The sequence below is a fragment of the Flavobacterium qiangtangense genome, from assembly GCF_042658345.1.
GTDB classification, from domain to species: Bacteria; Bacteroidota; Bacteroidia; order Flavobacteriales; family Flavobacteriaceae; genus Flavobacterium; species Flavobacterium qiangtangense.
Genome location: NZ_JBHSQB010000009.1, coordinates 208,786 through 234,521, shown reverse-complemented (window position 1 = coordinate 234,521; position 25,736 = coordinate 208,786). Strand labels below are relative to the sequence as shown.

General features: G+C 35.8%; 19 protein-coding genes. 11 read left to right on the top strand and 8 right to left on the bottom strand.

The features are described 5' to 3' along the window. Positions 1 to 27: 27 nt before the first annotated feature. Both ACFPVY_RS12870 and ACFPVY_RS12865 read right to left on the bottom strand, forming a co-directional pair. A complete protein-coding gene (locus ACFPVY_RS12870; protein ID WP_379792499.1) occupies positions 28 to 2,085 on the bottom strand; it encodes an alpha-2-macroglobulin family protein in 2,058 nt (685 codons plus the stop codon). After that, the gene (locus ACFPVY_RS12865) at positions 2,010 to 6,542 is read right to left on the bottom strand and encodes an MG2 domain-containing protein (RefSeq protein ID WP_379792498.1); all 4,533 of its coding nucleotides are present in this window, start codon (positions 6,540 to 6,542) and stop codon (positions 2,010 to 2,012) included. The genes ACFPVY_RS12870 and ACFPVY_RS12865 overlap by 76 nt, the downstream gene beginning before the upstream one ends. A 192-nt stretch (positions 6,543 to 6,734) precedes the next feature. On the opposite strand from ACFPVY_RS12865, the gene metG reads away from it, so the two are divergent. The 5 genes from metG to ACFPVY_RS12840 all read left to right on the top strand — a co-directional run bounded on the left by metG (position 6,735) and on the right by ACFPVY_RS12840 (position 12,673). Further along, entirely contained in the window at positions 6,735 to 8,858 is a 2,124-nt protein-coding gene (gene metG / locus ACFPVY_RS12860; RefSeq protein WP_379792497.1) for a methionine--tRNA ligase, read from the top strand. 62 nt (positions 8,859 to 8,920) lie between these two features. Continuing rightward, complete coding sequence (locus tag ACFPVY_RS12855; protein WP_379792496.1) at positions 8,921 to 9,607, top strand: HAD family hydrolase; 687 nt, start codon at positions 8,921 to 8,923, stop codon at positions 9,605 to 9,607. Between the two features lie 79 nt (positions 9,608 to 9,686). After that, positions 9,687 to 10,316 carry a CatA-like O-acetyltransferase gene (locus ACFPVY_RS12850; protein WP_379792495.1) on the top strand — a complete coding sequence of 210 codons (630 nt, stop codon included), beginning with the start codon at positions 9,687 to 9,689 and terminating at the stop codon, positions 10,314 to 10,316. A gap of 42 nt (positions 10,317 to 10,358) precedes the next feature. Then, the gene (locus tag ACFPVY_RS12845) at positions 10,359 to 11,759 is read left to right on the top strand and encodes a hypothetical protein (protein ID WP_379792494.1); all 1,401 of its coding nucleotides are present in this window, start codon (positions 10,359 to 10,361) and stop codon (positions 11,757 to 11,759) included. Positions 11,760 to 11,770: 11 nt separating this feature from the next. Next, positions 11,771 to 12,673 (top strand): histone deacetylase family protein, encoded by a 903-nt coding sequence (locus ACFPVY_RS12840; RefSeq protein WP_379792493.1) that lies wholly within the window; start codon positions 11,771 to 11,773, stop codon positions 12,671 to 12,673. Positions 12,674 to 12,743: 70 nt separating this feature from the next. Here the strand turns inward: ACFPVY_RS12840 and ACFPVY_RS12835 are convergent, their stop codons facing one another. Then, complete coding sequence (locus tag ACFPVY_RS12835; protein WP_379792492.1) at positions 12,744 to 13,079, bottom strand: single-stranded DNA-binding protein; 336 nt, start codon at positions 13,077 to 13,079, stop codon at positions 12,744 to 12,746. A gap of 195 nt (positions 13,080 to 13,274) precedes the next feature. Here ACFPVY_RS12835 and ACFPVY_RS12830 point away from each other — a divergent pair, with 195 nt between their 5' ends. The 5 genes from ACFPVY_RS12830 to ACFPVY_RS12810 all read left to right on the top strand — a co-directional run bounded on the left by ACFPVY_RS12830 (position 13,275) and on the right by ACFPVY_RS12810 (position 19,220). Beyond that, a complete protein-coding gene (locus ACFPVY_RS12830; RefSeq protein WP_379792491.1) occupies positions 13,275 to 14,801 on the top strand; it encodes a GNAT family N-acetyltransferase in 1,527 nt (508 codons plus the stop codon). 239 nt (positions 14,802 to 15,040) lie between these two features. After that, positions 15,041 to 15,391, top strand: coding sequence for a hypothetical protein (locus ACFPVY_RS12825; RefSeq protein WP_379792490.1), 351 nt, complete (start codon positions 15,041 to 15,043; stop codon positions 15,389 to 15,391). Between the two features lie 25 nt (positions 15,392 to 15,416). Further along, a complete protein-coding gene (locus ACFPVY_RS12820; RefSeq protein ID WP_379792489.1) occupies positions 15,417 to 17,795 on the top strand; it encodes a M28 family peptidase in 2,379 nt (792 codons plus the stop codon). After that, positions 17,782 to 18,582 carry an NAD(P)H-binding protein gene (locus ACFPVY_RS12815; RefSeq protein WP_379792488.1) on the top strand — a complete coding sequence of 267 codons (801 nt, stop codon included), beginning with the start codon at positions 17,782 to 17,784 and terminating at the stop codon, positions 18,580 to 18,582. Before ACFPVY_RS12820 ends, ACFPVY_RS12815 begins: the two co-directional genes overlap by 14 nt. 44 nt (positions 18,583 to 18,626) lie before the next feature. Continuing rightward, a complete protein-coding gene (locus tag ACFPVY_RS12810; protein ID WP_379792487.1) occupies positions 18,627 to 19,220 on the top strand; it encodes a hypothetical protein in 594 nt (197 codons plus the stop codon). A 51-nt stretch (positions 19,221 to 19,271) separates the two neighbouring features. Here ACFPVY_RS12810 and ACFPVY_RS12805 read toward each other — a convergent pair whose 3' ends face one another. Then, a complete protein-coding gene (locus tag ACFPVY_RS12805) occupies positions 19,272 to 21,326 on the bottom strand; it encodes a M13 family metallopeptidase (RefSeq protein WP_379792486.1) in 2,055 nt (684 codons plus the stop codon). A 119-nt stretch (positions 21,327 to 21,445) separates the two neighbouring features. Between ACFPVY_RS12805 and ACFPVY_RS12800 the strand changes: the two genes are divergently transcribed. Then, positions 21,446 to 22,114: an SCO family protein gene (locus tag ACFPVY_RS12800; protein ID WP_379792485.1), complete on the top strand. Its 669-nt coding sequence runs from the start codon at positions 21,446 to 21,448 to the stop codon at positions 22,112 to 22,114. Here ACFPVY_RS12800 and ACFPVY_RS12795 read toward each other — a convergent pair whose 3' ends face one another. From ACFPVY_RS12795 to ACFPVY_RS12780, 4 genes are all read right to left on the bottom strand, one after another. Further along, complete coding sequence (locus tag ACFPVY_RS12795) at positions 22,115 to 23,425, bottom strand: GAF domain-containing sensor histidine kinase (protein ID WP_379792484.1); 1,311 nt, start codon at positions 23,423 to 23,425, stop codon at positions 22,115 to 22,117. Between the two features lie 81 nt (positions 23,426 to 23,506). Beyond that, positions 23,507 to 24,055 carry a hypothetical protein gene (locus tag ACFPVY_RS12790; RefSeq protein WP_379792483.1) on the bottom strand — a complete coding sequence of 183 codons (549 nt, stop codon included), beginning with the start codon at positions 24,053 to 24,055 and terminating at the stop codon, positions 23,507 to 23,509. Between the two features lie 50 nt (positions 24,056 to 24,105). Beyond that, entirely contained in the window at positions 24,106 to 25,023 is a 918-nt protein-coding gene (locus ACFPVY_RS12785) for a phosphatase PAP2 family protein (RefSeq protein WP_379792482.1), read from the bottom strand. Positions 25,024 to 25,127: 104 nt separating this feature from the next. After that, a complete protein-coding gene (locus ACFPVY_RS12780) occupies positions 25,128 to 25,724 on the bottom strand; it encodes a sugar O-acetyltransferase (RefSeq protein WP_379792481.1) in 597 nt (198 codons plus the stop codon). Positions 25,725 to 25,736: the final 12 nt, after the last annotated feature.

The window sequence follows — 25,736 nt, the reverse complement described above, 5'->3', positions numbered from 1 at the left end:
GCTATTTCACAAAGTACTGTCATTAAATCATTCTGTAACGGTAACTCGAATTCCTTTAGAATGACTCGAATATTCAGGCGCATACATGCTTTGGATTGTTGTAATTCCGTTTGAAAAATTCCCAAGATTTGTCACCCTCACGTCATATTCCAGGACGTAAGTTCCTTTTTTTATCTCGTCAAAAAAGAAGTGCGTGGCAAGGTCTTTCGTGCTTTTATAAAATCCCAAACCGTCTTTATATTCATAGCCAGAAATCACATCTTTTGGTTCAAAACAAGATGCACGCATATCTTTTAAATGGACAAATTCCATATCTTCTTTGGTCAAAACTACCAATCTGATGGTTACCAAATCGCCTATTTTCAAAGAATTTTCATTGGTTATCGGTTGCAATTTTTCTCCTTTGTCCGTATTTTTCTTCAGATATAATTCTTTAGAAATGGTCATCACGCTTTTTTCGCTTCCTTTAATTTTATCCAAATCTTCAAAATATTGCCAATAAAATCCGCCAAAACCGGGAGAATCATTTTTATTTATGACCGTCAATTTTGCCATCGAAGCATTGATTTCTTCTGGTTTCCAATTCATTTTCACATAACCTGTTCCTGCTTCTTTCTCATTTTCGGACAATTTCTTGGTCAAGATTTTTTCGTTCCCAATTTTAAAAACGGTTTTGTCTTTTAACGAAAGAAAATCGGAGCCTTGCATTAATAATGCATAAACGGCTTCGGTTGTTGATTTTGTTGTAGGCCAGTTTTTTGACTGTTTATTTTTCAACAACCAAACTTTCATAGCATCCACTGATTTTTTGTCATTCTCAACTTCTGAAAATGCTTCAATCAAAAGCGCTTGCGTTTCAATGGACGATTGGTACCAATACCAGCCGTTATTATTTTCAATCCAATACATTCCCCATTCTTCATTATTCGAAGCAGTTTCTTTCAAGCTTCTTACGATATTTTTTGCGGTGGAAACTTCGCCAAAACGGTTTAAAATCAGCGCGCTCAAACCTTTTTCATAGATAGAATAATTAGTCCAATCTTTTTTGACTTCGTCAGTATATTTTTTGACATAAAACCGCAAACTATCGGTCAGCGGATATTTCTCTGCATAAAAACTTCGCGCATACAGATAATGCAAATCGGTGTAGCGATACGGCCACGTAAACTTTTTGTTCTTGTTCAATTTCTCATAATATTTATGATTTTGAACAAATCTTGAATCAATATATGGAACAGCAGTTCTGGTAATTGTAGAAAATTTCGCGCTGATTTCTGGCCTAATTTTTAATTTTTCTAAGTGTCCCAGACCTGAAACAATGTGCCTCGTAATAAAATCGCTTTCGTTACCGCCATCAAACCAAACAAATCCGCCAGATAATTTTTGTTTTTTTACCAATTTTTCAAAAGTTTTGTCTAACGAACTTTTCATTTTTTCCAAATCAAAAAGTTGTGCCAGATTTTTCTTTTTTTGTTCGTCACTTTCGGCATCAAAAACCCACGGAGTTTCTGCCAGAAGTATGCTTTTCAATTCCTCGTTTTCGTTCAATTTTGAGATTGGTTTCCCAGATTTCCTCCACGTTTCAAAGACTTCAGCAATTTTTGGATTGCTATTTATAATTTCACTTGCCAACGTATTCCCATAAAACCGGGCAAAAGTTTGTTCCGCACATTCGTGTTCATATTCAATGATATATGGCAATGACTGAATAGCAATCCAAGCTGGATTTGACGTGTATTCTAATGTCAAATTATGATTTCGAAGCGTTGAAGAAGTGTTGTTTTTTAAATTCTCAAACGTAAATTCCTTCGTCGATTTTTCCCGAACCCACAACGGAATGGTTTCAGTAACCAGCATCGAATTTGTCATCACGGGCAGAATATTTTCCTCGCCGTCGGAAAAATTTCCCGCTTTCGCCAAAATTTTATATTGAACACCTTGCAATCCCTCGGGAATTATAATTTTCCAACTCACCGCCGTGTTTCCTTTGGCATTAATCGAGAAGTTTTTTATGGGTTCGATATTATGTAACTTGACATCGATTTTTTCCATCGAAACAGCGTCAAATAATTGTAAAACCGCCATTCCTTGTTTGGATTCAGCAGTGAGATCGCAATTTTTGTGGTGATTGTCAAAGTATCGTTTTCACGCAAAAACCTTGGGAGATTTGGGATAACCATCAAATCTTTTTGGGTCACCGTATAATTTTCGAGATACGCAGAATTGCCCTTTTTGTTATGCGAAAACAAGCGGAGTTTCCACTTGGTCAACGCTTCGGGCGACGTAAAATTAAAGCTTACTTTTCCTGTTTCATCGGTTCTTAAATTTGGATAGAAAAAGGCGGTTTCACTCAGATTTTTCCTTGCTTTTACATTTGTCAATTCTTCTAACGCCTTTTTTGTAGTGATGATTACGGCTCCATTTTTCCCTTTTGTGCCATACAATTTAACCGAAGCTTCTGGCTTTAAAATCGTCACGGTTTCAACATCGGCGCTGTTTAATTGAACCGAAGAATTTGCTGGAACCACAACACCATCAACCACAAACAGCGCAAAATTCGCTCCAGAACGTGCACCATTCAAGGAAACCATTTGATTATCTCCAGAACCCGAAATTTCTAATCCGTTGATTTTTTCGCCTAGCGTGGTAACAACTACGGCTGTAGAACTCACTGATTTCATCATCATCGAAGCTTCTTGTAAATCTGCCTTGACTTCGCTAGCTGTGCCATCAAGGATAACCACAGGCATTGTGGGCGAATCTTTATCTTCCACCAATGTTACATTTATTTCGTTTCCAGAAACCGTGATAATTTTTAGTCCCAGTTTAGGCGCTGAAAAAACGAGTTGTTCGCCTTTATTGGCTTTGATTTGAAAATATCCGTCATATTCTGTTGTCGTGGCTCTATTATTTTCTTCCGAAAGGTAGACTTTGGCTTCCACCAAAGGATTTCCAGATGCATCAGTCACAATTCCGTGAACTAAAATGGCGTCTTCTGGAATGCGTTTTTCGGCAATTTGGGTTTCATATTTAACTTTCGCTTCGTAATCATTTTTGTTGCTAAAATTAAATCCAAACCACATTAATTCTATTGGTTTTACTGCGGTATTAAAGTGAAAATAACGGGAATACAAATCTGTCATATAAAGACTTTCTGTTCCCAAGTTAGAAAAAGTTTTTTGACTGAAATAATTGCTGATGTTATCCGTAAAATTTAATTTTTCCCAATCTTTTACGGTAAATTTATCGAGCGAACTGTCATACATCGAAGCCAAAACTTCTGAAGACGTAACCTTGTTATTTTCCTTAATCTTGAAGCTCCAATTTTCTTTGCTTCCGGGTTCAATCTTGCTTCTGAAACTTTCGATTTCAATGTTCATATTGTCTTTTTCTTGTTTCAAAATTATTTCCTTTGACTGTAAATAATTTTGGTTTTCAAAGACAGTTTCCAAGGTCAACTGCACATTTTGTCGATATTCTTTCTCAAACGGAATTTTAATTCGCGTCTTATTTTTTAAAACAATTGACTTCTCAAAGAATGTTTTTCCATCGAAAAAGGCATTGGCAAAAACATACAATTCAGGGACATTGGAATGTAATTCTACTTCCACAAAGCCGTCTTTCTCAGGGTTTGCATTGATTTGGTTAATTGTAATTATTTGGTTTATCGCTACTTTTTCATCATTGTTTTGCAAAATTTTGAAGTTTTTTGAAGTTTCAATGGCATTTCCAAATTCATCTTTTGCTTTAAAAACCATTCGATAATCTCCTGTTTTAAAATTTTGCAAAAAACTTAAAAGTAACTCCTTAGTTTTCTCGGTATTAATTGTTTTTGAGAAAACTAAACTGCCTTTTTCATCAGGTTTTTCATTGTTTTCATCTGGAAATAGTGTTTCAAATTCCTTGCTTGATAAAGTTGCGATTTCGGGAATTGGGAATACTCTAGGCTTAAATTTATTCTTAGATTCTGATAATTGAAAGATTTCTAATTCGGCGTTTACAGGCGCAAATTCACCGTTCAAATTAGTGGAATTGAACGTAATAAAATTCTTGTCTTTTGTTTCGATACTATTAGGCATTTCCGCTTTCAATTCCAGCGTGTGATAACCCACGCGGACCGTGGTCATACTGCTTTGGGTTTCGCCATTCATGTCAGTAACATCGGCAGTGATTTCATAATTAAAAACAGGCAAATCCTTTTGCGTGTAAGTGCTGTCTGGCGTGGCGAGAAATTCAATTTTAAAATTTCCCTGCGCGTCTGTGGTCACTTCTCCATGCGCCAAATCAGTGGAACGCGCGTAATAACTTCTGTAAAAATTGGTATACGTTTTTCGAACAATTTTGTAGACAACTTTAGAATCTGTGACGTTGCTTCCTGCAAATGCCTTGGCTTTTCCGGTCACAAAGACGTTTTTATTAACTGCAATATTTTCTTTTATCGGATTAAAAACAACCTCAAATTTTGGTCTTTTATATTCTTCCACCTTAAACGTAAACTCGTCATCATCATAATCAATTTCATCCCAAAAAAGATGTTTTTCGGTCTCCTTGTCATAAGAAACATCATTCTTAAAATCATCTTCTTCTGGTTCTTGCGCCCATACCGAAAATTCTCCGGTCAAAACATCTTTTGGAATCACAAATTCGCCAGAAATAGAACCAAATTCATTCGTCTTTGCCACATATTTTTTCAATTCTTTCCTGTTGTCATCTTCAATGATAATTTCAAAGGAAACATTGGGAACAATGCTTTGTGTATTATTTATATTTTGAACCGCAATACCTTTATAATAAACCGTTTGGCCCGGGCGATAAATGGCTCGGTCAAAATAAAATATCATCTTTGCATCAGTGTAATTTTCCTTTTTATAACGATTAAATTCAGGAGAATAATTGGTTATAGAATGTAATGTATCACCCGCTTTTGACAACTTTAGTTCTAAATTATAGTAATTTTCGTCACCATATTTTTGTGCGGAACTCAAGCCGTTTCCATCTGTTTCCAAGAAAAATTTATCAGACTTAATTTCTACATTTGATATCGGTTTTCCTGTTTTTCGATGTGTAACTTGGTAATAATTTCTGTTATCTTTGGAATAACTTGAAAGCATAAAATCGGTGTAGGTTACCGTTGAAAAAGTGAAGTCATTCTCTGCCTTTTTTCCTCGTTTTAAAGTTTCAAACTGAATCACATACGTTCCCTTTTCCATCTGAGGTAGTAAAATTTCAGTGGAATATTGAAAATAATCGTGCTGATTCGGAAGCAGTGCCAAATGCGTTTTTACAGGCTTTTGACGTTTAACCAATGCCTCAAAAATGCTGTCATTGTTGACATATTTTCGCATTTGGTAGTCATAATATCGTCCTTTTTGTATGTTCCAAGAACTAGGAACTTTATAAAACGAAACTTGTAAACTATCCACATTTCTAAATTCCACAAATGCCCGAACATTTTCATTAGGACAACAATATTTTTGAATCTTCACCCCAATCATTTTTTCCAAAATTTGCTCACGCTGGTTGAGTGCATTTTTATAAGGAATCGAACGATTATTTAATAACAAAACACTATCTAAAGTTTTAATCGCCAAAATATTATTATCTGGAAAATCCTTTTTATGGGCAACGCCCACCAATGTTTTTGCTTTTTCTAACTGAATTTCCTGAATAAGAATTTTATTTGTAGAATTTTTCTGAATTTCATTTAGCGCTTTCAGATAATGCTCATTGCGGTTTTCAAAATAACTTGAAAGGTAATTTTTAATAAAAATTAAGCGGTTCATCCGCTTTTCGTTGGAAAAATCCTGTTCTTTTTCTTGGCGTAATTTTAGAGCTGTTTTTAAATTTTCATCTTTTATTTTGTCAAAATTCAGCGACTTAAACTGACTTCCAAAAAGGCTGTAACCATAATTTCTGATATTGTCGGCATCTTGATACATACTGATATGAGCCGAATGATGGGCAATATTTTCGTCTAAAACATAATCATATAAAGTTTCAAATTTAGAATTTTCGCCATCTCCATACGAAAACAAAACATCATACTTTTTCAACAAAATATTTTTTAAATCAGCCCTGTTTTCAAGTGATTTTTGGTAGGCAAGTTTTATTTCTTGGTCAAAATTTTGATTGGTCCAAGTCATGAAATCATTTGCATTTACGCTATCGAGCTTCGTTCTTCGCCATAATTTATCATAATTCTGACTTTTATAATCTTGCAGACATCTGGCATAAACCAAATTCAAAATAGCTTGCGAAGGCAAAGAATTTTGAGTGATTTCAGTCTTTAAATTCTCCATGATTTTTCGTTGCGCTTCTTCGTCTAAAATCATCAAATACTTTGATTTATAGAAAAAACACTTGATAATTTCAGGTTCGTTTTTATCTCGTTTTGCCTTTCTGTAAATGGATTTTACTTCAGAAAAAGCAGATTTTGTTCTTCCCAAATTCTCATAATTTTCAACTTTGCTCCAATTTTTATCGAATTGACCAAACACTGACGCTGAAACAAATAGTATTAAAAAGGCGAGAATTTTTTTCATAAAATTATATTTGTTGCTAAATATAATATAGATTTTAAAGCAAAGTTCCCGAAATGTTAAATTAATTTAAGAATCGTGAAAAATATTTAAAAATAGAAATATTCTAAAGTTGTTGAAACAATGAAACGCAACGATAAAAAACCAAAATGTAAATGCTAATGCTTATTTTTGCATACTTATTTAAAGAAAAAGATGATACAGAATCCGAAAAGATATACGATTACGGCGGCTTTGCCTTATACTAACGGCCCGATTCACATTGGGCATTTGGCGGGAGTTTATGTTCCTTCTGATATTTATGCACGATTTTTGCGCTTGCAAAATCGCGATGTGGCGTTCATTTGCGGCAGCGACGAACACGGAGTTGCAATTTCAATGAAGGCGAAAAAAGAAGGAATTACACCTCAAGAAGTGATTGATAAATACGACGGAATTATCAGAAAATCGTTTCAGGATTTCGGAATTTCTTTTGATAATTATTCGAGAACTTCTGCGAAAATCCACCACGACACGGCTTCTGAATTTTTCAGAAAATTGTATGATAACGGTGATTTTATCGAAGAAACGACAGAACAATTGTATGATGCAAAAGCAGATCAATTTTTAGCAGATCGTTTTGTGATTGGAACTTGCCCAAAATGTGGCAACGAAGAAGCGTATGGTGACCAGTGCGAAAGATGCGGTTCGACCTTGAATGCGACAGATTTGATCAATCCAAAATCTACCATTACGGGTGAAACTCCGATTTTGAAGTCTACAAAACACTGGTTTTTGCCTTTGGATAGATACGAAGATTTCTTGAGAGAATGGATTTTAGTTGGACATAAAAACGACTGGAAACCAAATGTTTATGGTCAGGTGAAATCTTGGATTGACGGCGGTTTGGAGCCTCGTGCCGTGACCAGAGATTTGGATTGGGGAATTGATGTTCCTGTTGAAGGTGCCGAAGGAAAGAAATTATATGTGTGGTTTGACGCACCGATTGGCTACATTTCTTCGACGAAAGAATGGGCTTTGAGAGAAGGAAAAGATTGGGAACCATACTGGAAATCAGAAGATACGAAATTGGTTCATTTCATTGGGAAAGACAATATTGTTTTCCATTGTATTATTTTTCCAGCAATGTTGAAAGCCGAAGGAAGTTATATTTTGCCTGACAATGTTCCTGCAAACGAGTTCTTGAATTTGGAAGGAAACAAACTTTCAACTTCTAAAAACTGGGCAGTTTGGTTGCACGAATATTTGGAAGATTTTCCGGATAAGCAAGATGTTTTGCGTTATGCTTTGACTTCAAATGCTCCGGAAACCAAGGATAATGATTTTACTTGGAAGGATTTTCAGGCGAGAAACAATAATGAATTGGTGGCTATTTTTGGTAATTTCATTAATAGAGTTGTGGTTTTGACCAATAAATATTATGACGGAATCGTTCCGGAACCGAATGAATTTTCTGAAGTGGACGAAGCGACTTTGACAGAATTGAAAGCGTATCCTGCGGTAATCGCAAGTTCCGTGGAACGTTACAGGTTCAGAGAAGCGTTGGGCGAATTGATGAATGTGGCACGTTTAGGAAATAAATATCTGGCCGATGAAGAGCCTTGGAAAGTGATAAAAGACAATCCAGAAAGGGTGAAAACGCAGATGTATGTTGCGTTGCAGATTGCAGGTGCATTGAGCGTTTTGGCAGAACCTTTTTTACCTTTCACTTCTGAAAAATTAAAAAGAATCTTGAATGCAACTCCATCTTCTATTTCAACTTTTGGAATTACGGATGAAACTGCAGTTTTGGCGGAAGCTAGAAATAATAAAAGTTTAAGCTGGAACGACATTTCTGAAAACTCCGATTTGATTCTGGCCGGACATAAAATTGGCGAGGCAGAATTGCTTTTCGCAAAAATTGAAGACGAGGAAATTCAAAAACAGATAGACAAATTGGAAGCTACAAAAACAGCCAACAAAGCCGAGACTAAAAAATTAGAACCGCAGAAAGAGGCTATTCAATATGAAGATTTCGCAAAAATGGATTTGCGTGTTGGAACTATCTTGGAAGCTGAAAAAATGCCAAAAGCAAACAAGCTTTTAGTCTTGAAAGTGGATACTGGAATTGATGTGAGGACCATCGTTTCTGGAATTGCCGAAAGTTTCACTCCAGAAGAAATTGTGGGAAGAAAAGTTACGGTTTTGGTGAATCTTGCTCCAAGAGCTCTACGTGGCGTTGAAAGTCAGGGTATGATTTTGATGACTACAAATGCAGATGGTAAATTGGTTTTTGTAAATCCTGATGCTGAAGTTGGGAATGGAGAGACAATAAATTAAATTATTACTATACCAACCCTGCCAGAGTTTTTAACTCTGACAGGGTTTTTAAAATACTGAAAATGAACATAAAAGTAATCGCTTTCGACGCCGACGATACCTTATTCGTGAACGAGCCTTATTTTCAAGAAACAGAAGAAAAATTCTGTGGATTGATGAATGATTATCTTTCCAAACAAGGCATTTCTCAGGAACTTTTTAAAGTGGAGATTGATAATTTGCCTCTTTATGGTTACGGAATCAAAGGCTATATCCTTTCGATGATTGAAGCAGCGATGAAAATTTCGAACAAGACCATCAGCATTCAGGTTGTCGATAAGATTTTGGAATACGGAAAAGAATTACTGCAAAGACCAATCGAATTATTAGACGGAGTTGAGGAAACGTTGCAGGCTTTACACGGAAAATATAAATTGGTCGTGGCCACAAAAGGCGATTTATTAGACCAAAGAAGAAAATTGCACAATTCAGGTCTGGGTCATTATTTCCACCATATTGAAGTGATGTCAGACAAACAGGAAAAAGATTATCATGATTTATTAGGCCGCTTGGAAGTTCAACCTGAGGAGTTTTTTATGATTGGAAATTCACTGAAATCAGATGTTCTACCGGTTTTAGGGATTGGAGGTCACGCCGTTCATATTCCGTTTCACACAACTTGGGCACACGAAAAAATCGACCACGAAGTGAAACATAAAAACTTTAAAGCTTTGGAAAAAATTACAGAGGTTTTGCCTTTTTTACTTTAAAAATTCGAAAGCCACAGATTACAGGATTAAATGGATTTTAAAATCTTTTGAAATCATTTAATCTGTGGCAAATAATAAGATGAAAACGAAATTAGACTTAAACAACTGGCCAAGAAAACAGCATTTTGAATTTTTCAGTAAATTCGAAGAGCCTTTCTTTGGAATTGTAGCTAATATCGATTGCACCAAAGCCTATGAAACTTCAAAGAAAAACGGAGTTTCATTTTTTTTATATTATCTTCATAAAACACTTTCGGCGGTAAATGCAGTTGAAAATTTCCGTTATAGAATTGATAATGGCGAAATTTATATTTTTGACAGAATCGACGCTTCGGCAACGTTGACGCGTGATGACAACACTTTTGGGTTTTCCCTAATTCCGTTTTATGCAGATTTTGAAACATTTCAGGAGAAAGCTTTGGAAGAAATTGAAAGAGTCAGAAATACGCCAGGACTTTTTACCAGAAGCTTTGAAGTTGATAATCTGATTCATTTTTCGGCGATTCCTTGGGTTGATTTCACGTCGCTTTCGCACGCCAGAAGTTTTACTTTTCCAGACAGTTGTCCGAAGATTTCCATAGGAAAAATGACGATTGCTGAAAACGGAAAACGCTCAATGGCCGTTTCGGTTCATGTGCATCACGGCTTAATGGACGGGTATCACGTTGGCGAATTTTTCACTAAATTTCAAGAGTTTATGGATTCTTAAACTTGCGGTATCGTTTTTGAGCAAGAAATTAAAAATGGGACTATGAAAAAATTATTATTTGCGCTTTTTGTTCTCACGACTTTCACTTCTTTTGGTCAGACAATTTTGGCGTCACATCCTTTGGAACTAAGAAAATCAAGAAATAACCAACAACTTTTAAATGCCGTAAATCTTAAAAAAGACGTATTTACCTTTGCTTCTGATAAAGAAAAACTGAACGTTTTAAAATACAGCAAATTTTTATTTTTTCAGGATAGTATTTCCGTGAATCGCCCCGATAAAGAGTATGAATTTATGGCCGGATACAGTTTTGAAAACAACGGAAATCCTTGTACTTATTGGGCTTCCGAAGATTTTAGAAAATTACAATCGATAACATTTGACTTCGAGAATAGAAACACCAAAGTTGATAATTTCCAACTCGCTTTTACCGACGAATCGATTCTGAATACCTTCAGCGAAAACAACTTCTTTTATATTTTAACGCTTCCAAAAAACGACGATAGACTAAAAATTTACGCCTTTCGAAGAGGACAAGTTTATGAAAAATCGATTGACTTTTCGAATTATAAATTTATCGACAGCAAAGGAAAATCTCTGGCATTTAATCAATTGATTAGAGAAAACGGTTTGGAAATGATTGATACAAAAGCAGTAAATCCGCTGTTTCAAACCGTTGGAAAATCAAAAATGTTTATCGAAGGAAACAAGATGGTTTTGACTTTTGATTCTACGATGCAGACGCAAATTTTCCAAGTTGATCTAAATTCTTTTTCCGTTTCAGAACAGATAATTCCGCAACAAATGTTAGTGAATTCAGGAAAATCTAATTCTTATTTTCACCAAAATAAATTGTACCAAATAAAAGTAAACGACGGAGAATTGGCCGTTTCATCGGTAGATTTAGCTTCTGGAAATGTACTCAAAAAATATTATGCCAATTCAAAAGATGAAATTTCATTCAGAAATTCGCCACTTCTGACCCAAACCGGGCGACAAGCTGGACGCGAAATGAAAACCACCAAAAAGTTCCTGCAAAGACTAAGTTCTTCTGAAATTGGGATTTCAGTTTATCAAACGCCTCACGAATTAATGCTGACCGTTGGTGGGATCAGAAACGTGAATTCTACCGGAAGCATTTTGCTAGGAATTACCGCTGGCGCTGCAATGGTTGCCACTGGAACGGGCGCCGATGTTTCGGATATGTTTGACGCGCAAGACCTTCAATCCACTTATTTTGAGGCTTTGTTTGATGATAAATTTGAGCATCAAAATTTGGAACAATTGCCTCTGGCGGTTGACGGAATTTCGCAATTTTTGGCAGAAAACAACTTTAGTTTGCAGTCTGTTTTTCCTTTTGAAAATTATTATATCGTAAATTATTATGATGCAAAAAAGAAAGAATTGGTGATGCGAAGATTTGAAGATGCGTCTGATTTTTAATCGAAAAACCAATGTTTCCAGTCGCTTTTCATACCATTTACAAACATTCTTTGCCTGACGGACATCGATTTCCAATGCTGAAATATGAATTGTTGCCACAACAATTATTGCTCGAAGGAATTGTTTCTGAAAGCGATTTTTTCTCGCCGGAAATTCCGGATTTAAAATACATTTTGGCCGTTCACGAAAAGGAATACGTTGATGAATTATTGAATTTGACTTTAGACCCAAGAAAAGCTAGAAAAATTGGTTTTCCGCTTTCTGCTGAATTAGTTGAACGTGAATTAAGAATTACAAACGGAACGATTTTGGGTTGTGAAAAATCCTTAAAAACCGGAATCGCATTCAACATTGCCGGCGGAACGCACCATGCTTATTCTAACCACGGCGAAGCTTTTTGCCTTTTAAATGACCAAGCAATTGGCGCAAAATATTTATTGGATAAAAATCTGGCTTCCAAAGTTTTAATTATCGATTTAGACGTTCATCAAGGAAACGGAACTGCAGAAATTTTTAAAAATAATCCAAATGTTTTTACGTTTTCGGTTCATGGAAAATCCAATTATCCGTTTAAAAAGGAAATTTCAGATTTGGATATCGCACTTCCGGACAACACTTCTGATAACGACTATATAAAAATCGTGAATGAATTTATTCCAAAATTAATCCTTCAAGAAAAACCTGATTTCATCTTTTATTTGAGCGGTGTTGACATTTTAGAATCTGACAAATTAGGAAAATTGGGATGTTCGATTGAAGCTTGCAAAACTCGTGACGAAATTGTTTTTGAGAATTGTAAAAAATTTGAAATTCCGGTTCAATGCAGTATGGGCGGTGGTTATTCCCCAGAAATCAAAACCATCATTGACGCGCACACGAATACGTATCGCGTGGCAAAAAACATTTTTACATAAAAAAACCATCCCAGGAATGAGGATGGTTTCAATTGTCTAACATTTTAAATGGCGAATAAGGCAACGTATTTTATTTATTTCCTAACAGCGTAATTTCGTTAATCACAACTTCGCTGATATATCTTTTTTCACCGTTTTTGTCGTCATAACTTCGGTGTGTTAATTTTCCGTCGATGGCAATTTCTTTTCCTTTCATCACATATTTTTCGATGATTTCTGCAGTTTTTCCCCAAGCCACAACTCGGTGCCATTCGGTTTGTTCTACTTTTTCGCCTTTATCGTTTCGGTAACTTTCGTTTGTGGCAATGGTCAAATTGGCTACTTTTTTTCCTCCCTCAAATGTTTTTACTTCTGGGTCGTTGCCCACGTTTCCGATTAACTGAACTCTGTTTCTTAATGTACTCATGGCGTTTAAATTTTAGTTTATTATTAAATTTATTGTTATTGCTAAAAATGAAATCGTTGTTTCAAATCGACATGGCAAAGATGTGAAGGTTCACGAAAATTAGTCGGTTGCTATTCGTTTACTTTCGGTTGTAATTGCTTGTAACCGTTTGCAAACGGAAAATATAATGCGTAACTTTCGGGAAACGACAATTTTATGCAGACGGAAATTAATAAAGTAGAACTACGAAATTTACAGATTGAAGATTACAAACAGCTCAAAAACTCAATGGTCAAGGCTTATTGCGAAATGGATGAGCCGTATTGGAGAGAAGACGAAATTGAAAATTTATTAAATATTTTTCCCGAAGGACAGCTTGTGATTTTAGTTGATGACAAAGTCGTTGGTTCGGCGCTTTCATTGATTGTAGATTACAAAAAAGCGAACTCCAATCACACTTACGAGAAAATTACCGGAAATTATACCTTTTCCACGCACGACCCAAATGGCGAGATTTTATACGGAATCGATGTCTTTATCGACCCAGAATTTCGCGGACTTCGTTTGGGAAGACGTTTGTATGATGCCCGAAAAGAGTTGTGCGAGCAATTGAATTTAAAATCCATCATTTTTGCCGGAAGAATCCCGAATTACAACGAATTTGCCGATGATATTACTCCAAAAGAATACATTGAAAAAGTACGTTTGAAAGAAGTGTATGACCCGGTTTTATCTTTTCAATTGAGCAATGAATTTCACGTAATTAAGGTGATGAAAAATTATCTTGAAGGTGACAAAAGTTCTCAGGAATATGCGGTTTTGCTGGAATGGAACAATATTTATTATGACAAAAGTCCGAAGTTAATTAATACCAGAAAAAGTGTAATTCGTCTTGGATTGGTGCAATGGCAAATGCGTCCGTTGGCAAACTTAGAGGCGCTTTTTGAGCAGTCCGAATTTTTTATCGACGTGGTTTCGGGCTATAATAGTGACTTTGTTCTGTTTCCAGAATTGTTTATTGCGCCGTTGATGGCAGATTACAATCATTTGAATGAAGCCGATGCGATTCGCGAAATTTCACATTTTACCGAACCGATTCGGAAGAAATTTCAGGAATTTGCCATTGCATACAACATCAATATTATCACCGGAAGCATGCCTTTCACCGAAGACGGAAATTTATACAACGTAGGTTTTTTATGCAAGCGCGACGGAACTTCAGAAATGTATACCAAAATTCATATTACGCCAAACGAAGTGCAATATTGGGGAATGAAAGGCGGTTCTGAAATCAAAACTTTTGACACTGATTGCGGAAAAATTGGTATTATGATTTGTTACGATGTTGAGTTTCCAGAATTGTCAAGATTGATGGCTGATGAAGGAATGGAAATTCTTTTTGTTCCGTTTTTGACCGATACGCAAAATGCTTACACGCGCGTGAAGCTTTGTGCACAAGCGCGTGCGATTGAAAACGAGTGTTATGTGGCGATTGCGGGTTGCGTGGGAAATCTACCCCGAGTTAACAACATGGACATTCAATATGCCCAAGCGGCGGTTTTCACACCATCCGATTTTGCATTTCCGAGTAATGGAATTAAGGCGGAAGCAACGCCAAATACCGAAATGACCTTGATTGCCGATGTGGATTTAGACATGCTGAAAAAACTGCACGAACAAGGAAGTGTGAGGATTTTAAAAGACAGAAGACACGATTTATATAAGATTAAAAAGCTGAAATAGAAAAATTTATATATGTTTGTGTAAGAAAAGGAAGTTTAATTTTGATTTTATTTTTTGATTCATCGAAGTTTTAACGCAACGGTTCAAAAGATGACAATTTAAAAAAGACCTTTCTCAAATAGCCCTGATGGTGGCGACTATCCTTTTATTCTGGGGTTCAGAATAAAAGATAGTGACAACCAGCAGGAAAATGGTTTACTAATACAAAACGACGATTTGCTTCCAAAAAAAGAAAAATTATGCCAAAATCGTGTCTGGAATGTGGTGAAAAAATAATGGGTCGCGAGGACAAAAAGTTCTGCAGTGACGGTTGTCGAAACGCATATAATAACAAAATTAATAAGGATTCGAATAATTTAATGCGGAATATTAACAATAAATTACGCAAAAATTATAGAATTTTATCGGAAATAAATGTGGAAGGCAAAACGAAGACTTCTCGGTCGAAACTTTTGAGCAAAGGTTTTGATTTTGAATTTTTTACGAGCATTCTACACACCAAAACAGGAAATACCTACTATTTTTTGTACGACCAAGGTTATATGGCTTTGGAAAATGAATATTATGTTTTAGTTAGAAAAGATATTTAATAGCGCGAAATAATCAAGACTACTAATGAAAAAAAGTTATAATTACCTGATTTCAGCATTGCTTGTCGCTGGGATTATTTATGGAATCTTCTTTGCAATGATGCCCCAAAATGTTGCTGAAGAAAATGCGCCGTTGACTGAATTTTCTACCAAACGTGCACTTCAAAAGGTTTCGGCGATGACAAAAGAACCGCATTTTGTGGGTTCTGATAATCATAAATCGGTGGCTTCTAATCTTGAAAAGGAACTGCAGAAAATGGGTCTGGAAACTTCTACTCAAGAAGGTTTTACTTTGACCGAATGGGGAAATTTATCAAAATCAAAGAATATTTTAGCGCGAATTAAAGGTTCAAATTCATCAAAAGCATTGATGTTGCTTTCTCATTATGACAGCGCGCCGCATTCTTCTTCGCTTGGCGCGAGTGATGATGCAAGCGGAATTGCAACAATTTTGGAAACTGTTCGAACTTTTCTAGCCAAGAAATCGGCTAATAAAAATGACATCATAATTTTATTTTCTGACGGAGAGGAATTAGGTTTGAACGGCGCTGCCTTGTTTGTAACCGAACATGCTTGGGCAAAAGAAGTGGGTTTGGTTTTAAATCTGGAAGCCCGCGGAACCGCCGGGCCATCGTATATGTTAATGGAAACCAACAAGGGAAATTCAAAAATGATTCAAGAATTTTCGAAGGCAAATCCTGGTTTTCCAGTGTCAAATTCGTTGATGTACAGCATTTACAAAATGTTGCCGAATGATACAGATTTGACGGTTTTTAGGGAAGAAGGAAAAATTCCCGGATTTAATTTTGCTTTTATCGACGACCATTTTAATTACCATACACAGCAAGATGATTATGGACATTTGAGCCAAAAAACTTTAAAACATCAAGGAACGTATTTGGTTCCGTTGTTGAATTATTTTGCCAATGCCGACTTAAAATCGCTTGATTCTGTTGATGATAATGTGTATTTCAATGTTCCGTTTGGGTTTATCAATTATCCGTTTTCTTGGAATTTCTTGCTGATTTTAGTCGCTGGAATTTTATTTATTTTCTTTGTTTTTATCGGAATTGGCAAACGAACTTTATCGCTTCAAGAAATCGGAAGAGGATTTGTTCCAATGTTTTTATCAATTGTAATTTCTGGCGGTGTAGCTTTTTTAGGTTGGAAAGTCTTGAACGTTTTTTATCCGCAGTATAAAGATATTTTGCACGGATTTACATACAACGGACATTCGTACATCGCTTTTTTTGTGTTCATTTCGCTGGCATTGTGTTTCGCATTTTATAAGAAATTTTATTTTGAGCACCAAGCGATGAACTATGTCGTGGCTCCGATTTTTCTTTGGATTTTAATCAATATCGGATTGGCAATGTATCTTCCGGGAGCTGGTTTTTTTATCATTCCTGTGTTTTGCAGTTTGATTATGCTGGCGTATTATGTGATTACGCAGAAGACAAATTGGGTATTAAATTTGATTTTGGCAATTCCCGCATTTGTGATTTTAGTTCCGTTTATTGTGATGTTTCCGATTGGTTTGGGATTGAAAATGCTGGCCGGAAGCGCGGTTTTAGTCGCTTTGGTTTTCAGTCTGCTGATGCCTGTTTTTGGATATTATCCAAAGAAAGGAAATTGGGCGCTGGCAATGGTTTTGATTGCAATTGGATTTTTCATCAAAGCACATTTGGGTTCTGGTTACGAAGAAGGAAAAGCAAAACAAAACAGCTTGATTTATGTCTTTGATAATGATACGCAAAAAGCGCTTTGGGTAACGTATGACCAAAATTTAGACGATTGGACTAAGAATTATTTGGGACAAAATCCGGGTGATGCGAAACAGCTCGAAAACTATAATTTATTCAGCAAATACAATTCAAAATTTGCATATTCTGCTCCGGCGGAAGCCAAGGATTTAGAAGGCCCGACGATTCGTTTTACTAAAGATTCTGTGATTGGAAATCAACGTTATTTAACCATAAAAATAACTCCGAACCGAAAGGTAAATCGTTATGATATTTTTGCCCACGAGAACTTGACTTTCCATAATTTGAGAACGAATGGCGTGAAACATATCAACCAAAAAGGTTCTGCTTTCAAGCGAAACGGACGAAAATTATTGAGTTATTATGTGACTGATAATGAACCTCTAGAAATGCAATTTAGCGTGGATTCTAAAGCAGTTTTAGATATGGAATTGATGGAAGCGTCGTTTGATTTGCTTTCGAATAAAATGTTCAGCATCCCAAAAAGAGAAAATTGGATGATGCCAACGCCTTTTGTTTTGAACGATGCAGTGGTTATAAAACAGAAAATAAAAGCGAATTATAGAGAAGAAATTGTACTGCCAGTTTTGGATACTATTCCGCAACCAATTTTAAATACAGAACTCAATGTCCAAAATTAGTATTCTCGGCTGTGGCTGGTTAGGCTTGCCATTAGCGAAGTCTTTGTTAGCCAAAAAGCACGAATTAAAAACCTCAACAACTTCTCAAGAGAAAATTGAAAATCTGAAAAATCTTGGATTAAATCCGTTTTTGATTTCAATCTCTGATGTAATTGAAGGCGATGTTTCTGGATTTTTAAATGATTCCGAAATTTTGATAATCGATATTCCGCCAAATATCACCAATAGTGAAAACGAAGATTTCACGGCTAAAATTAAAAATCTGATTCCAGAAATTGAAAAATCTATGGTTCAAAAAGTGTTGTTTGTAAGCGCGACTTCGGTTTATGACGACGACGAAATTTTCAGAAATATTACGGAAGAAACTCCTGAAAATCCCGTTACTGAAAGTGCCAAACAAATGATGAAAGCAGAAGAAATTTTGTTTCAAAATAAAAATTTTCAAACCACGAGTCTTCGTTTTGGAGGTTTGTATGGAGAAGAGCGCCATCCGATAAAATATCTGTCAGGAAGAAGTGGCATTGCAAATCCTGATGCGCCGATAAACTTAATCGGACTATATGATTGCATCGGAATTATTGAAAAAATCATCGAGAAAAATGCTTGGAACGAAGTTTTTAATGGCGTAAATCCAAAACATCCAACTCGAAAAGAATATTATAACGGACAAGCTGAAAAGTTGGGATTGCCGTTAGTTGGTTTTTACGAAAGTAAAATTTCTGTTGGGAAAATTATTGATAGTTCAAAAGTTGAAAAAGTTTTGGATTATCAATTTGGGGAGTTGTGATTTTTCTTTGGAAACACTGGCAGTTTGATTGAAATGAAAATCTTATGAAAAAATATTTATTGTTATTTTGTGTTTCAATTTTGCTTTCGTGCGAAGGTAAATTGCCTGCGAAAAAACAAGACAAAGTTTATGTAATTTCAAAGGACACTTCCTTCAACTTTATCAATAGAGAAGATTATTATGCTGGTTTTAATCTAATTCTGGGTGATCGTAATAAAGTTTATTTTTTTCAGGGTCCTCGTTTTTGGAATTGTATTCCAACAGACAATCCACCTTATTTCATAAATCTTGAGCCTTCAGATATCATTGAATTACCGTACGAAAATATTGATGAATTTATAAAATTGAATAAAAAACACCATTCCGCCTTTTCTGACATTTATAACATCGTTTCTCCCTATGATTCTATAAAATCGAAAGCGTTTGAAAAAATAATGCAAGGATTTGCTTCCGTTAAACAAAAGAAATACATCATCAGACGTACTACTTTTGAAGAAAATCAAGTGCTTTTTCATAAAATAAATCATCTCAATTATGATCCTCAAGAAATTAATTGGGATACTGCAGAAGTGTATTTTAGCAGAAAGGAAGATATTGACTCAATACTAAAAGTAAGTCAGCAGAAATTTAAAAAATAAAAAAAATCCCAAGCTTTCACTTGGGATTTTTTTATAATATCCGGTAAACTATTACCAGATTTTAACTCTCTTTTCTGGCTCGACATACATTCCGTCGCCTTTTTTAATGTCAAAAGCTTGATAGAACGCGTCCACGTTTTGAAGTGGCACATACGCTCTGTACATTCCTGGCGAGTGCGGGTCTGTTTTCACTTGGTTTTTGATCGCTTCGTCTCTGGCTTTCGTTCTCCAGATCGTTGCCCAAGAAATAAAGAAACGTTGCTCTGGCGTGTATCCGTCGATCAATCCTGGGTTTCCGTGTTGTTTCAAGTAAATCTGCAGACCGTCATAAGCTGCGTTTACACCACCTAAATCTCCTATGTTTTCACCCAATGTAAATTTACCATCTACAAAAGTTCCAGGCAACGGTTGCAATGCGCTGTATTGATCAGCCAAAGCACCACCTAAACCTGTAAATTGCTCTAAATCTTCTGCTGACCACCAATCAACCAAGTTTCCATCGGCGTTGTATCTTGAACCAGAATCATCAAAACCGTGCGAGATTTCGTGCCCGATTACAGCTCCAATTCCGCCATAATTTACAGCTTCATCAGCTTTGTAATCATAAAATGGCGGTTGCAAGATTGCTGCTGGAAAAACAATTTCGTTATAAGAAGAATTGAAATAAGCATTCACCGTTTGTGGCGACATGAACCATTCGTCTTTGTCAACTGGCTTGTTTAATTTTGTCAAATCATCTTCATAACTCCATTTTGAAAGGTTTTTCATGTTTTCAAAATAGCTTCCGCCGTTTTCTGGAGCGTTGATTGTCAAGCCAGAATAATCTTTCCATTTATCTGGATAACCAACTTTAATTCTTGATTTGTGCAATTTTTCGATAGCGCTAACTTTCGTCGCTTTGCTCATCCAAGGAAGATTATTGATTCTATTTTCAAAAGCTAAAAATACGTTTTTGATCATGCTTTCCGCTTTTGCTTTTGCTTCTGGCGGGAATTTTTTAGCTACGTATAATTTACCCAAGGCTTCGCCCACAGTTCCGTTTACTGTTTGCAACGCTCTTTCGTCACGCGGTCTTTGTTTGATTGCGCCTGTCAAAGTTTTTCCGTAGAAATCAAAATTTGCGTTTTCAATTTCGGTAGAAAGCATTGCAGTTGAACGGTTCAACAACGTCCATTTCATGTAAGCTTTAAAATCTTCAACTTTATAATCTTTAAAAATTTGTTCCAAAGCCGTCATGTATTTTGGTTGAGAAACAATTAAAGTATCAATTTTCGGAAGTTTTACTGCCGTGAAATAAGCATTCCAGTTGATCGAAGGCGTTAATTTCTGCAAATCAGCCACCGTCATCGGATTGTATGATTTTCTGCTGTCGCGTCTTTCCACTCTGTCAAATCTTGGTTTTGACATGGCTGTTTCAATTGACAAAACTCTCGCTGCATCTTTTGTAGCGTCAGCTGGTTTTTCTCCAAGATATTGCAACATTCTGGCAACGTGCAATTCATATTTCTGCTTTTTCTCCTTTGAATCGGCATCTTCAGAAACATAATAATCACGATCAGGAAGTCCCACTCTACCCGGACCAACAGAAAGAACGTTTCTGTTACTGTTTTTGTCATCAGCGCCAATGTATGATCCAAAGAAACCTAAGCCGCCATAAGGTTCCATTTCAATTAGCAACGCCTGAATATCTTTTACGTTTTTAACCGCGTTGATTTTAGCCAAAATTGGTTTTAACGGAGCAATACCTTGTTTGTTTCTTGAAACCGTGTCTAAGATCGTTTTGTATAAATTAACCGCTTTTGCCTGATCTGATTTTGGATCTAATTTTTTATCAGCTTGCGCTTCTTTTAAAATGGCCAAAGCATCGTTATCTGTGTTCTGGCGTAATTCGTCAAAACTTCCCCAACGCGTTCTATCGCTTGGAATTTCAGTTTGTTTCACCCAAGTTCCGTTTACGAAACTGAAAAAATCGTCTTTCGGTTTCACGCTTTTGTCCATGTATTGCAATTCAATACCGTGGGTTTTTTTCTCCTGAGCATTCGCTCCCATTGATGCTAAAACTAGCGCAGTAATGGAAAGCATGCTTCTATTTAAGATTATTCTCATGTTGAAAATTTGTTTAGTGTCACAAATTTAAAAAGTTAATAATGGTATGGAATCAATTTACTGTTAAAAATAGAGTTCGATGATTGTTTAGTTCGTAATTTCGCAAAAATTTCTTCCGGATGCTTACCTTCTTTAAAAAATATCGAATTTTCTTTGTTGTCTTTTTCATACTTTCTGCCATTATTCTCACGCTTTTTTATTTTGCTTTAAAGCCTTCAAAAACATTAAAAGTTTATAATCCGGCAGACGTGAATCCAGAAATGGTAGACACCACGGTTCAATATGTAAAAAAATACCACACGATTGACGATTTTTCTTTTACCAATCAAAACGGAAAAACGATTACTCAAAAAGATTATGAAGGAAAGATTTATGTGGCCGATTTTTTCTTCACGACTTGTCCTTCAATTTGTGTTCCGATGGGCGAAAATATGGCTTGGTTGCAAGATCAAATCAAGGAAAATCCAAAGGTAAAGTTGCTTTCTCACACCGTTATGCCCGATGTGGATACACCTGAAGTTTTAAAAGCGTATGCCCAGAAAAAAGGCGTAATTGACAGCAAATGGAACTTGGTCACCGGAAAAAAAGAAGACATTTATTATATCGCCAGAAAATCATATTTGGCCGTAAAAACTACAAATTCAAGCGAATTGTATGATATGGTTCACACCGAAAATTTTGTTTTAGTTGATTCCAAAAGAAGAATCCGCGGTTTTTATGACGGAACCAAATTGGAAGAAGTGAAAAGATTATTGGAAGATATTAATTTTTTGAGCGCTGAAAAATAATTAGTTTTCTGGAATATAAATATCAAATCGGGCTCCTTGACCATTTTTGCTGGTCGCCGTGATTCTTCCTTTGTGGTTTTCAACGATTTTCTTGACGATTGAAAGCCCGATTCCTGTGCCGTCGTATTTTTCTCTTGGGTGCAGACTTTGGAACAATTCAAATATTTTTTCTGAATATTTTTGGTCAAAACCAATTCCGTTGTCTTCCACTTTTATGTGGCAAATTTTTTCTGAAAGCTCGTTTCCGTCAATAATCTCGCTTGTAATTTTGATATGAGGCGTTTTATCGGGAGCAGAAAATTTTAAAGAATTGCTAACCAAATTATAAAGTAATTGGCGCATTTGAAAATTAATAATATTGCAATGGCACAAATCAACGGCTTCAATTATTGCGTTTTTATTTTCAATTTCTTCCTTTAAATCTGAAACAACATCAATCATTACATGACTTAAATCTAAAAACTCAAACTTTTTGGCGTCCACGCTGGCTCTAGAATATGCCAATAAATCATTGATTAAAGTCTGCATCCTGCCGGCCGCTTTTTGAATTCTTTCAAAATAATCTTTTCCAGAATCGGTAAGATTTGTTGCTTCTTTTTCAGCAATTGCGCTTGAGAAGATTTGTATTTTTCGTAAAGGCTCTTGCAAATCATGACTTGAAATGTAAGCAAACGCTTGAAGTTCCTTGTTCATTTTGTCTAAGGAGTCATTGTTTTCCTTCAGTTCTTGTGTTCTTTCTTCAACTTTTCGTTCGAGTAAATCAGTAAATTTCTTTTGATTTTCGTCGCTGATTTTATGCAATTCTCGTTCCTCATCGAGCTTCAGTTCAAAATCATCCATCTTTTCAATTGTTTCGAGGTGAAACGCAATCAAATCTGTAAACAACGTGAACATTCCGATGATTTCAGGAGTATTTACCTTGTGCGGATGTGGATCAATAGCGCAAAGTGTTCCAAAAAAACGTCCGTCTTTTCTGACGATTGGCATTGAGATATAACTTTGAAAACCATATTGCAAAGGCGTGTGATGGTTTTTAAAATCAGGATCTTCAGCAACATGATTAATAATAACCGCGTGTTTGTGCTGTCTGATTTCGTTGCAAATTGTGGTTTTTAATTCTAATTCGTCGCCTGGTTTTAATCCAAAAGAAATATCATCACGAACGCCACAAGTGATCCAGCGCTCGTCTGTAACTCTGGCCACAGCCGAGAATCCCATTTTTGTAGTTTGGCAAACAACATCGAGCAAGTTAGCGATAATGGGAATTTTCCCAATGTCTCTAATATCTTTTGCGTAGTCGTTCTCTGCCATCTTTTTACTCTAAATTCAAAAGCTAAATTTAGGTATAAATTTCTATAAAAATAAATTACTTTTTTAAAATTGAGATTTTATCTAATTAGATTTTTGGAATGCCATAAAATCTGACAATTCTTTTGTAAAATCATTCAAGTCGTCAATTGGTTGCTGCACTAATTTAATGACTTCAATTTTCTGTTCCGCATTAAATTGCGGATTATTCAAGATTTCTAAAATTCCTAATAATGTTGAAATCGGATGCCTCACCTTGTGATTTGTAATAAAAAGCATTTCTTTTAAAGCTTCCTGCTGTTTCTGCTTTATCACTTCTTTTCTAGCTTTTAAGGCTTTGTATCTAATCAAAATATAGGCGACAATCCAAATGGAACATATTGACAAAATTCGATTTATATAAATAAAACTGAAAGTATCTTTTTGGGCAAAATGGAAAAGATTGATTAAAACAAAAGTGGAAATTAAGACTGCAAAAGAAAGTATTGTCGCTCTTTTTTCATTGATCAAAATTGGCAATGAAATAATATAAAGTACTCCTGCGGAAATTCCCAAAGGAACAATATAGTCGATAATTACGACCGATATTATGACGAGAATAGTGACAGCTTTCGCGTTTAAAAAATGTTTCATCGTTTGCAATTCTATAAAAGATGTAGTTTTACCAAAAAGGTTGCTTTAATCTAAAATACTCCAACGACACCAAGGGTTCGCGCTCCTACTCTAAAATTCCAACTTATTTTATCTGGATCTTTATACTTGTACTTTTTCTCGTTTTTCAAATATTTGTCGATGCATTCAACCACGGCAACGCTCATGACCAAGCTCAACCCAACGTCTGTTACCCAATGCTGGCGTTCCCAAAGTCTGGATACCGGAGAAATCAATCCAACACCATAAATTCCGTAGCGAACAAATGGATTTTCAAACTGTTTTCCGATTGCATAGGCGGTTGTAAAACTTAAAATCGTGTGCCCGGAAGGAAAAGAATTATATCCCGGATCATTGGCAAAAGGTTTGAAATGTAAATTTCCTTTGTCCATTTCTGGCCTTGCGCGACCGCCAACTGTTTTGGCCAAGGTTTGAATAATTCCCGATGCCGAAGCTGATGCAATCATCAAAACTCCGGTTCTTCTTATTTTTTCATTGTTGGTAAAAAGTCCAAAGAGATAGACGCTTCCGGTGATGCCATAATTGTTTTGAGGACTTCCAAAATACCATCCAAAATCTCTTAAACTCTGAGGCATTTTTTTACCTTGGTCAGCAAAAAAATCACCAGCCGATTCATCTGCAAAAGAAAGCAGAACGGTACCGGCCAAAACGCCGCCAGCAGTCAGCAAATCATCTTTTTGCCAATGAAATGGTCGTGAATAAGTGTATTTTATGGCTCCAAAAGCGGTAACTCCATCATATCTTAAGTTTTGCCAGATGGTGTTTTTCTTTTTAATTGTGTCAACTTGCGAGATTGGCAAAACGAGCGTATCCACTTTTGCTTCGGCAACTTGCAATGTATCGGGAAGAATTTGAGCTTTTACAACAGAAAAATTTAATAATAGAAACAGCAGTAAAAGGGTTGCGCCTTTTGTATTTGAAACTTGCATTTTGATAAAATTGTGGTATGCAAAATTACGACAAACAAGCGCACACTTCTTCTATTTTAATAGATTTCAATACTTCGCTAAAAATTGGCAATTTCTGTTGATTCTTAGAATTTTTTGTCCTTAAAATAATACAATTTATCTTCGTCTGTGATTTCTCTCAAAACATTGCAGGGGTTTCCCACGGCAATTACATTATCAGGAATGTTTTTTGTAACAACGCTTCCAGACCCGATTATTGTGTTATCTCCAACTGTGATTCCGGGATTTACAACTACATTTCCTCCAATCCAAACGTTGTTTCCAATTGTTATCGGGAAAGCGTATTCTGAACCAGTATTTCTTTGTTCGTGATGAATGGGATGCCCGGCGGTTAGCAAGCTTACATTTGGTGCAAACATCACATTGTCGCCAATTTTTACTTCGGCACAATCTAAAATTGTACAATTGTAATTACTGTAAAAGTTCTTTCCGACAAAGATATTGTAACCATAATCGCATCTAAAAGGCGGTTCGATATACGTTCCTTTTTCAGCTTTCCCGAAGAGTTTTTTGATGATTTCTGTTCTGAATTTCAATTCCTTCGGATGTGAATTATTAAATTCAAAAACCAACTCTTTTGCATTTTGTCTTTCGGTGAAAAGTTCTTTGCCATTGGCCAAATAAGGTTCTCCCGAAATCATCTTTTGCTTTTCTGTCTTCATTATTTTTTACTT